This window comes from Halobellus clavatus, from assembly GCF_900107195.1.
GTDB classification, from domain to species: domain Archaea; phylum Halobacteriota; class Halobacteria; order Halobacteriales; family Haloferacaceae; genus Haloquadratum; species Haloquadratum clavatum.
Genome location: NZ_FNPB01000011.1, coordinates 110,600 through 119,843, shown reverse-complemented (window position 1 = coordinate 119,843; position 9,244 = coordinate 110,600). Strand labels below are relative to the sequence as shown.

General features: G+C 51.7%; 9 protein-coding genes. 4 read left to right on the top strand and 5 right to left on the bottom strand.

Translation table 11 applies throughout. The features are described 5' to 3' along the window. Positions 1-84 precede the first annotated feature (84 nt). Positions 85-318 (bottom strand): hypothetical protein, encoded by a 234-nt coding sequence (locus BLU74_RS14660; RefSeq protein WP_139175843.1) that lies wholly within the window; start codon positions 316-318, stop codon positions 85-87. 203 nt (positions 319-521) lie between these two features. On the opposite strand from BLU74_RS14660, the gene BLU74_RS18595 reads away from it, so the two are divergent. Continuing rightward, entirely contained in the window at positions 522-959 is a 438-nt protein-coding gene (locus tag BLU74_RS18595; protein ID WP_139175841.1) for a hypothetical protein, read from the top strand. A 110-nt stretch (positions 960-1,069) separates the two neighbouring features. Here BLU74_RS18595 and BLU74_RS14650 read toward each other — a convergent pair whose 3' ends face one another. Then, positions 1,070-1,717: a 3'-5' exonuclease family protein gene (locus BLU74_RS14650; protein ID WP_089768641.1), complete on the bottom strand. Its 648-nt coding sequence runs from the start codon at positions 1,715-1,717 to the stop codon at positions 1,070-1,072. 625 nt (positions 1,718-2,342) lie between these two features. On the opposite strand from BLU74_RS14650, the gene BLU74_RS14645 reads away from it, so the two are divergent. Further along, positions 2,343-3,347: a Cdc6/Cdc18 family protein gene (locus BLU74_RS14645; RefSeq protein WP_089768639.1), complete on the top strand. Its 1,005-nt coding sequence runs from the start codon at positions 2,343-2,345 to the stop codon at positions 3,345-3,347. A gap of 251 nt (positions 3,348-3,598) precedes the next feature. On the opposite strand, the gene BLU74_RS18590 is transcribed toward BLU74_RS14645, so the two are convergent. Continuing rightward, positions 3,599-4,111, bottom strand: coding sequence for a hypothetical protein (locus BLU74_RS18590; protein WP_139175839.1), 513 nt, complete (start codon positions 4,109-4,111; stop codon positions 3,599-3,601). Positions 4,112-4,716: 605 nt separating this feature from the next. On the opposite strand from BLU74_RS18590, the gene BLU74_RS14640 reads away from it, so the two are divergent. Then, entirely contained in the window at positions 4,717-5,964 is a 1,248-nt protein-coding gene (locus BLU74_RS14640; RefSeq protein ID WP_217635388.1) for a tyrosine-type recombinase/integrase, read from the top strand. An 87-nt stretch (positions 5,965-6,051) separates the two neighbouring features. On the opposite strand, the gene BLU74_RS14635 is transcribed toward BLU74_RS14640, so the two are convergent. Next, entirely contained in the window at positions 6,052-6,624 is a 573-nt protein-coding gene (locus tag BLU74_RS14635) for a DUF8160 family protein (RefSeq protein ID WP_089768635.1), read from the bottom strand. Continuing rightward, entirely contained in the window at positions 6,621-7,421 is an 801-nt protein-coding gene (locus BLU74_RS14630) for a ParA family protein (protein WP_089768633.1), read from the bottom strand. Before BLU74_RS14630 ends, BLU74_RS14635 begins: the two co-directional genes overlap by 4 nt. A gap of 636 nt (positions 7,422-8,057) precedes the next feature. On the opposite strand from BLU74_RS14630, the gene BLU74_RS14625 reads away from it, so the two are divergent. After that, positions 8,058-9,218 carry a restriction endonuclease gene (locus tag BLU74_RS14625; RefSeq protein WP_089768631.1) on the top strand — a complete coding sequence of 387 codons (1,161 nt, stop codon included), beginning with the start codon at positions 8,058-8,060 and terminating at the stop codon, positions 9,216-9,218. Positions 9,219-9,244 lie beyond the last annotated feature (26 nt).

Here is a 9,244-nt window from a genome sequence, read left to right as displayed (position 1 = left end):
TCGGCGACGAATCCTCCGCAAACCGGGTAGAGAAGCACTCAAAGAGATTGTCCGAGCAGTTCTCTGACTCACCAACAATGTACTTCACAAGAGCGCACAGATTTTCTGGTAGAGGAACGTCCGAATAATCGCGTCAAAGTCGAAGCCCCTCGGATTCGATTTAGTATACAAGTCAGAAAACGCCTGTTCAGAAATATCTAGGTTTCCTATGACACGCGTGACGTGATTGTGAACTGGGCAGAGTTCCTCCGCCTGCTCAATGAGTGCCACCGCTACATCGGATGGCTCATTGAACGAGGGGGACGAATCGCCTGCCATTGGTGAGAGAGTGGTAAGGTTAGATTTTAACTAAATTCGAGCGTGTGAATTCCGCTTTTCCAATACAGATGGGCTGTGCTATGGTCGATAGATACGAGTCAAACCGACTAGAAGGAAGTGCGCTAACTCAGGTAATATCTGAAGTTGGGTTAAAAATTAACTCAGGTTAGGAATTTATGAGAGTTGAAATCTGTATCTGAGTTGTGTCACTATCAGTAAGAGAGTTCCTCACTAAGCAAGGAGCAATAGAGCTTCTCTGTGAGATTAATCCATTCGGCTCTCGGTTCGAGGAACTGCTTGAAGAAGTCTCAATAAGCCGTCCAACTCTCACGAATCGACTTGCAGAAGGACGAGAGGTCGGATTCTTTGACCTTGAAGCGGTTAGTGGTGACAGGGGGACGACTCACGCCCACGTCTTAACGCCGAAGGGAGCAACGGCCCGTAACCGCCTCTATGAAATCGGGGCTGTGTCATCATATAGACAGTATAAGAACGCAAGGAAATATTTCGATGAGATGAAAGAGGAGTTCATCATCTCTCTTGAAGAAAAAACCCCATACTTCAATAACGAATCCGTCAACCGAGATAATTGGCGGGAAGTACGTAACAGAGAGAATTTCAGAGTTGACGAGGAGGAGTAATAGCTGGTTCCTGATGGCTTGAAACACGCCTTGGTGGTTTCACCATCGACGACAGCAGGTACTGACTGCAACACAGAACCGATAATTACCTACCCCCCTCATTGACTGCCTCACCTATCTGGCGGGTTCAGGTTCTTCATCTTGAAATCTGACTTCGGAACGTAGCGACCAGCGACGACAGCCAACTCACGAGTCCGTAGGATATCCGCGATGTTGTGTAAGAGCAAAGGTACCCAATCTCCCTCCTCGTAGGTCGTTACAGCCCGCTCACTATCATCGAATGGGTCACAGTCTACCTCACCAATCAACGCCTCATACACCCCAACGAGGTCGTTCACGTCCCCAGTATAGAATCGTCCCACCATATCCATTGTATCAGCATACGCAAGGTTTGGAAACGGCCACACAACCTCCTGCCGAACACACGCACTCCGAAGAAACGGCAGGTCGAACCCACCATTCCACCGCTCACCATTATACGCCGTGAGATAATGGCGGTCTCCATCAATAGCCGCACTTGAAAACTCCCGAATCCCCTCCAAGAGACGCTCCTCACTCTGAAACACAGAGAGCCGAACGTTGGCACTTACTTCATCAGCAATACCTCGTTGAAGGCGGTCGGTATCCGCATACCTCTCAGCCGTATTCAGTGCAATCCACACACCCATCTCGGTCGCCAGCCCTGCAACGGTGATGACCGCCCCAGGTTCCAAGCCGGACGTTTCAATATCGAACGCAATTGGGTCAAGATTACCCATATTCGCATCTCTACAGAACGCCTGCTAAGTACGGGCGTGGCGTTTCCAGAACTTCCAAAACTCTCTACGCACCTGCTGTAACTACCATTTCAGACACGTTTCGTCGTGAAACAACCGTTCAATAGCTGAACCACCTAACAGACACTGACAGAAGTTCTGTAGTATTCGCCGCTATAATTGACATATCGTGTTGAAGTCCATTCGTCCTTCGTCTCATTAATCTCTGTATTTCCGGTTTCGAGTGCTTTCCTGAACTCTCGTTGGCGTTTTTCAGAGAATTGTTGATACGAAAAAACCTCTTCATCAGTCGAATTGAACGCGCTTTGATTGATTTTTTGAGCGTGAAGTGCGGGAGGGCAAGAAGACGTTGTGCATCCAGCGAGTCCACAACTGCCTGAAGCAATCACCGCGAGGAGCTCACGTCGGGTCATACATATTGACTCGTTTTCATTAGTAAGTACCTTGTGCCGTAGTATGATTTCCTCCTCAGGTTGATTTGGGGTACACCACTGCCCCAACCGATAAGGAAACAGATATGGATTTCAGCAGTCCAAAAGAATCGGAATCGGAAAAGTGGAAATCACCCGCTGCCACTTATTGCAATCGGCATCGAAACCAGTTAGTAATGATACAGAACGCGCGGGTGCTTCAACCCGAGTTCGTCCCACGAGACGTGGTCCACCGAACTCACGAGGTCAACACCATTGAAGCAGCACTCAACCCCGTCACAGAGGGTGGACAAGGGGAAACCACATTTCTCCACGGACCATCCGGAGTCGGCAAAACGTGCATCGCCCGCTATATGACCGACCAACTCAGGGAGACCGTCCTGGATATCAACACGCAATACGTGAACTGCTGGGAAGACTACTCCAAGTTCAAAACTCTATATCGAATTCTCGAAGGAATCGACCGCACCATCGACGTACACCGCCAATCCACTCCGCGAGACGAGTTACTAGAACGACTCCGGAATTATGACGGCCCGCCCTATGTCGTCATCCTTGACGAGGTCGACCAACTCGAAGACAAAGCTATTCTCTACGACCTCAAACGGATTCGCAACCTCTCACTCATCCTCGTTGCGAACAAAGAAGCGGAACTCTTCGACCCGTTGAACGACCGCCTCACGAGCCGTCTTCGTGCTTCGACTCGCATTTTCTTTGACCGATACAGTACCGACGAACTCGTCCAAATCCTCGAACCTCGTGTCCGATGGGGCCTCCACGGGGACGCAGTGACCACAGAACAATTGGAATTCATTTCGGAAACGGCGGCTGGTGATGCGCGGGTTGGAATCGAGACGCTTCGGGTCGCAGCTCGTCGGGCTACCCAACGAGGTCTCAATTCCGTTCCTGATGAGGTGATTGAGGGAGCGGTTCCGAAGGCGAAATCGGAAATCCGACAGCGGAATGTGGAAACGCTGACCGACGAGCAACAGATACTCTACGACATCATTACCGAGCACAAGGAAATTGCACCAAACAACCTCTACACGAAATACCGTGAGAAGTCAAGCGACCCGAAGACCGACCGGACTGTTCGGAACTACCTTCAGAAGATGGAGCGGTACAACCTCATTCGCGCTAAAGGCCACAACCGCGGACGAACGTATTGCTCAGTCGCGTAGCAGTTCTCAAGAAACGACCTAGTTTGGATTTGTTGAAATTCTCAGTAAGTGTTGCACCAGTGCGGTCAGTACAGGTAGTCTACTGAACGAACGTCTCAAACTGTTTGGAATACGGTGATGAAAAGCAGCTTGTGAATCAGTCGATAGACTTAGCTGGCAAGTTTAGGCCATAGGTGTCGGTGAATGATTAACCCCGCCTTGACATCCGGCCAGAAGGAGACACACTACAAGTAGGTGACTACCTCTAAACCTCATAAGGTGGAACCACCTCCTGCTATCATTCCGACCAACACTAACAACCCATACAGGATGATTGGATACCCGAACCAAGCACCAATAAGTGGAAGAATCTGCTGAGCTGCTCGTTCGCGCGTCAGGACACCTCCTTTTGCAGAGGCCACTACACTACAGGTAACGGCAATTGTTAGAACAATTACAGCACCTACCAATTCGACGCCAACGATTCCTATCCCCAAAGAAAAACCTTCTGAACGCACTGCTGGCCAAATGATGCCCACAGCAGTCGCTAAGCCAAACACGATTGTTCCAAATATTATATGCCGTACCATACTCTTTCGAAGGGCCATTCCATATGCTGGTGTCCATTGGAGGGGAAGAAATCCGTATCCAGTGATGTATAAAAATGGAAGAGTTACAATTGATACAATAAGCCCGGTTATAATTGAAGATATAGAAATAAATAAGATTATTAGAATAAGTCCGGCAAGTACGAGACCTAATTGAAGTGGAAACACTACGACCATCTCTAACGAATAAAACTATTGCACTCCCAATACGTTGTTATGCACCTATTGTTTGATACGCAGTCTTCAGCGACCGGGTTTTTCAACCTGGTTTGTGCCTAAAGGATAGGATTTCAGCAGAGCCGCCCTTTTGCAATGTGTTTCAGTGCCCAATGCTATGGCCCATACGCAGTTCTAAGCGTTTACTTCCTTAGATTTTCTCGAAATGTACACTCGCTACTGGCGTGATTAGCCAGTTATAATCAGTCCATCTGTGAAATACATCATTCAGACTATGATTTGTCAAAATCCATCCTCCGACTTTCTGGAACTTCTGCCCTCTAGGTTTAGATATAGCGACATACGATTTATTCCTGCCGTGTATTATTTTGGGGATTTTTGTCCGGTTACCGTTTTCTCACGTGGAAAACAGTAGAGGACAACCTATAAGTAAATCGAACGAAACGCTCTATCCACCGAAACCACCAGACTTAGAATCGCTACTGCACGGAGCATGTCCGCTCCTGCTGGCGATTTCACTCGCGCTCACACTCGAGTCTCTCACCGACCGCGACGACTACACGAACACTATGACCGAAACGACCGACACTCCACGCTATAGCACGATGGAGCTCGAGGACGCCGAAGCCTTCTACCACGACGAGATCACGCCGCAGATGCGCGCCGAGGGACTCGCTCCTGAGCACCAAACCCCCACCTATTCGTGGCTCGAATCGCACTTTCCGGGGTTCATCAAACATCTCTCGCGACGATTCGACCTCTCACCAGGGGATTTCTACGACGAGATCGGCGTTCCGGTTGAGTCCGAAGCGGAGGAGGGACCGTTTGATTTCGTCGACGACGACGAGACGCGTGCAGCCCTCGAGGACTATCTCGTCGAGCTGCGCGATCGGCAGGGGCGGGCGGAGTCGACGGTCGCTACACGCCGCTCTGCGCTCCGCCTGTACGTCCGGACGTACAAGGACGTCAATGGCACCGACGATCTGCTCGGATCGCTTCACGACGACGCTGCACGGGCCGACGAGATGGATCGTGTCGCAGATACGTTCGACGTCCTGCGTCGCCGCGAGGATACGCTGACAACGCACGCATCGCGACGGAAGTACGTCCAGGAAGTTCGGCAGTTCTACACCCATCAGGTGACGTTCAAGGGTGCACGTCACAACCCAACCGACCAGCTGGAACGTCGCTTTGGGTGGGATTCGACGCCTGAATGGGATAACCAGGCTCTTGAGGCTGATCAGATACGAACACTCTATCAGACAGCCACCGATCCGGTCGACTGCCTCATCGTGATCGGGGTCTGCGGGTGGGGGCTTCGACCGAGCGAGGTTGCGTCGCTCCGCGTCGACCAGCTGGTTCTCGACCCACCAGAAGACGACACGGAGGCCGGACCGTACATCGAATTCGGGAGTGAGCGGAAGAACGGGCCCGGGACGGTCGCACTCCTCACGGGTCTCGAAGATGCAACCGCACGGATCGACGCCGTCGTCGAGGAGGCCGGTGACGATTGGATGGGCGCCGTGTTCCCGTCTTCGTCGGCGGAGAGCGGGCACCTGTCGACGTCGACGATTCGGCGTCGGTTCAAGAACCTCGCAGAACGCGCTGGAGTGACTGTCGATGGGGAGATCCCGACGCCGAAAATGGGGCGACGGTACTGGTACACGGCGTACGGGGAGGCAGTGCGTCGTGTGGCCGAGCGGTTTGCCGATGTCGCTGAGGAGCAGGGGTCGAAGTCGACGGAGGTCGTGTTGGATAACTACCTCTCAGAAGCGGAGAAGCGCCGGCATCGCCGCGAAGAGATGCGAGAGGATCTTGAGGGCTTATTCGCAGAGGACACCGCTGTCCAGTGACGTAGTAATAGGATACGCCAAGACCTGAATCAAGGGAATACGAGCGTTTTCCCTCGCTTTTCCTGAGAAGACGTTCGCTGGCTGCGGTCAGTCGATCTCGAGTTCTTCTTTCAGCTGAGGGCTTTGGAGTCCGGCCCGGAAGACGGCGTTGAAGAAGTCCTTGTTCTTCGAAAGATCTTCGCCGTGTGCGGCGAAATACTCGGTATCGAGTTCCTTGTACTTCACACGCATCTCCTGATAGACGCTCTCGTAGAGGTAGACGTTCACGTTGTGAAGGTCGCGAACAACAAGGCCCTTCGCGTCTGCGTCGAGTGCCATCTGCCGGACGGTCTCTCCATCGGCTTCCACAGCAGTGTCGTCGGTCTCATCTGACGTGTCTGGTGTGTCTAACGTATCTGCTGTGTCTTCGTTGCTTCCGGTATCGGACGTAGTGGACGTGGGTTCGTCGCCAGATATATCTGAGGTATCTTCAGTTTCTGATGTATCTGAGATGTCTGTGGGTTCTGCGGTATCGGACGTGGTGGATGTTGATTCTTTGTCGGCTGTTTCTGAGGTATCTTCTGTGTCTTTCGTCTCTGTACCGCCGCCTCGAACTTCGTCCATACTCCAAACGTCGCTTTTCCGCTCCTCGAGGTCATCATCGCCGTCGTTGCTGCTCATGCTTCCACCTCCGTAGTGTGCCGTTCGAGCATTTTCGCGATCTCGGTGTAGGCTTCGCGTGCGTCCTCGGTCTTCGCGTCGTCTTCGTGGAGGAAGATGGAGACGCCGTTGTTCCAAGCACGCCGGATGGCGACGCGCTCAGGCACCTGAAAGACGTCATATGGTGCGTCATTGAAGAACTCGATCATCTGCTTAGTATCGTTGTTCTGGACGCTCTCGACGGCGTTAATGACAATCCCGAGGATATCGATGGTGTCGATTTGGCCCGGGAAACTGTTTGAGAGGTAGGCAATCTCCTCGTTCATCTTCTCGATCGCACGGATGGAACGTCGGGTTGGTTCAACGGGGATGAGGACTTGTTCGGCGGTGAGGAGGGCATTATCAAGGATTTGGCTGAGATCGGGCGGGCAGTCAATGAGGATGAAGTCATAGTCTTGGTCAAGCTCGTCGACGGCAATTTTGAGTCGCATTTCGCTGTTTGCGACTTGAGTGACGAGCATATCTTTGAGCCCGTCCATTGCTTTGTTGGACGGAATGACGTCGAATTCGTCGTGATGCTCGATGATCTCATTGATCTCCTCAGTGCGTGTTGGTTCGACCATCACTTGGTGGAGAGATGGGATCTTCTGATCGTAGAGGTCACGGAAGCCCGTGCCTTCGGTGAGGGTTCCCTGCGGGTCGGCATCAATGAGGAGGACATCGTGGCCTTGGTTCGCGAGCGCACCACCGAGGTTGATGGTGGTAGTGGTCTTTCCGACCCCACCGGCTTGATTTGAGATGGCGATTATCTGCGTCATATGACCTATGTATCTGAGGCGTCTGATATAATTGTTTGTCAGACGTACCTGCTGTATCTGACGTATCTGGTAGGACTGATCGAGGGATGAGACAGGTTGAGAAGTTCTCGGGTGTCTATCTGGTATATCTGAGATATCTGACGCATCTAACACTATTCCCGTAAACACGCCATCTCACTACGGTATCTGAGATAATTGATAGCTGGTCCGTAAGTAGCGAAACTGAGATAACTGATGTATCTGAGGTATCTGAGAATGAGATAGATAGCTCAGTGGTGGCCGACTTCCCTTACTGATATATCTGCCATATCTGAGATTGCTGATGTTCCAAACGTGACGGCTCTGTGGTGACTACGATATCTGATGTATCTGAGGAGGGAAGAATGAAGTGTGTGAATAGTGGTCGGGTTGGAAATTCCAATTGGTTGGGAATCTCCACCGATGGAACAAATAGGTAAATCCCGAGTTAGCATCCTCGTATGACTGCACGAGAAGAGTTGCTACAGCAGGGGAATACCGTAGATACAATGGCCCTGCAAATAGGATATAACGGCGTCTTCAGCTCGGAAGCAGCGTTCAAGTCGATATCCTCAAAGAAGTCAATACAACTAACTAAAACAAAGAGTATACACAACTATGTCGAACAGCCGAATTGAGGTCGCTCTCCAAACAGTAGGCAGTGACCGGTTTGAGCGGTTGATGCACGATTTATTGGAGCGGGAAGGATACACAGTGGATCCAACGGGGACAAGCGGTCCCGATGGCGGTCGCGACGCCTTCCTCGTGGATGGTGACCGAGACGGGATCCTTCATTGCTCCGTGCAGAAAGACAATTGGGTCGGGAAAGCCCACGACGACATCGAAACAGCTGTTGAGAACTTCGATCGTGACTTTGACTTCTACATTTTCGCCACAACACAAGACCCCAGTACGACCAAACGGGATCGGGTTGAAGAGGAGCTCCACGAGGAATGGGGAATCCCCACGACGGTTTGGGACTTCTCGAAAATCCGGAACAGCTTGGTGGGCGATCGTGAGAACAACGATCTGATCCGGGAACACCTCCGTGTCGACCCCAATCGACCGTTCGTAGACATTGAGTCAGAAGTAGATGATCTCTATGAGGATTTGCTGGATCGTGTGAAGCGGCGACAAGCTCCCGATGGGACAATTGTCGAGGACCCTGCCTTAGTTGTCGTCCATGTCATTCCTCAGGAAGCCGTCGACGACCATCACGACCGGTATGCAGGCGACCTCCCCCACCCACCTCAGTTCGAAAAACGTGATGCATACGCTGTAACACGACCGAAGGTGAAGATAACCGAAAATAATCGACGCTTCCATGATGGCACCGAGAGGGAGCGATACACTGCTATCCATCGGGACGGATGGACTGAAGGTATCTTCACAGCTCTGTATCCTAGCGACAACCCCCAACTCCGGACATCTATTGATCGGCTCATAGCGAACTTCGTTCACACTGCTCTCGGGACGTTTGACGAAGCAGACATCTACCCGCCCTACTATGTGTACGTCAGCATACTGGGTGCCGAGGGGTACACACTTTCCCGACCAAGTGGATCAAACCGACCACCCAGCAATGTGCGACCTTTCACCGAGGACGAGATACGGTTGAATCGCGTCCAAATCGACAATCCAGATGTCGATGTCCCGGATGTGATGCGGAAGACGTTCGATCAGCTCTGGCGACATGGTGGCTGGGACCACTCAGTCAATTATCAAGCCTCCGAGACAGATGATGGTGAAACTGTCTACGAGTGGAATCCATACCGATAACAGTATCCACAGTAACAGAGCGAGTC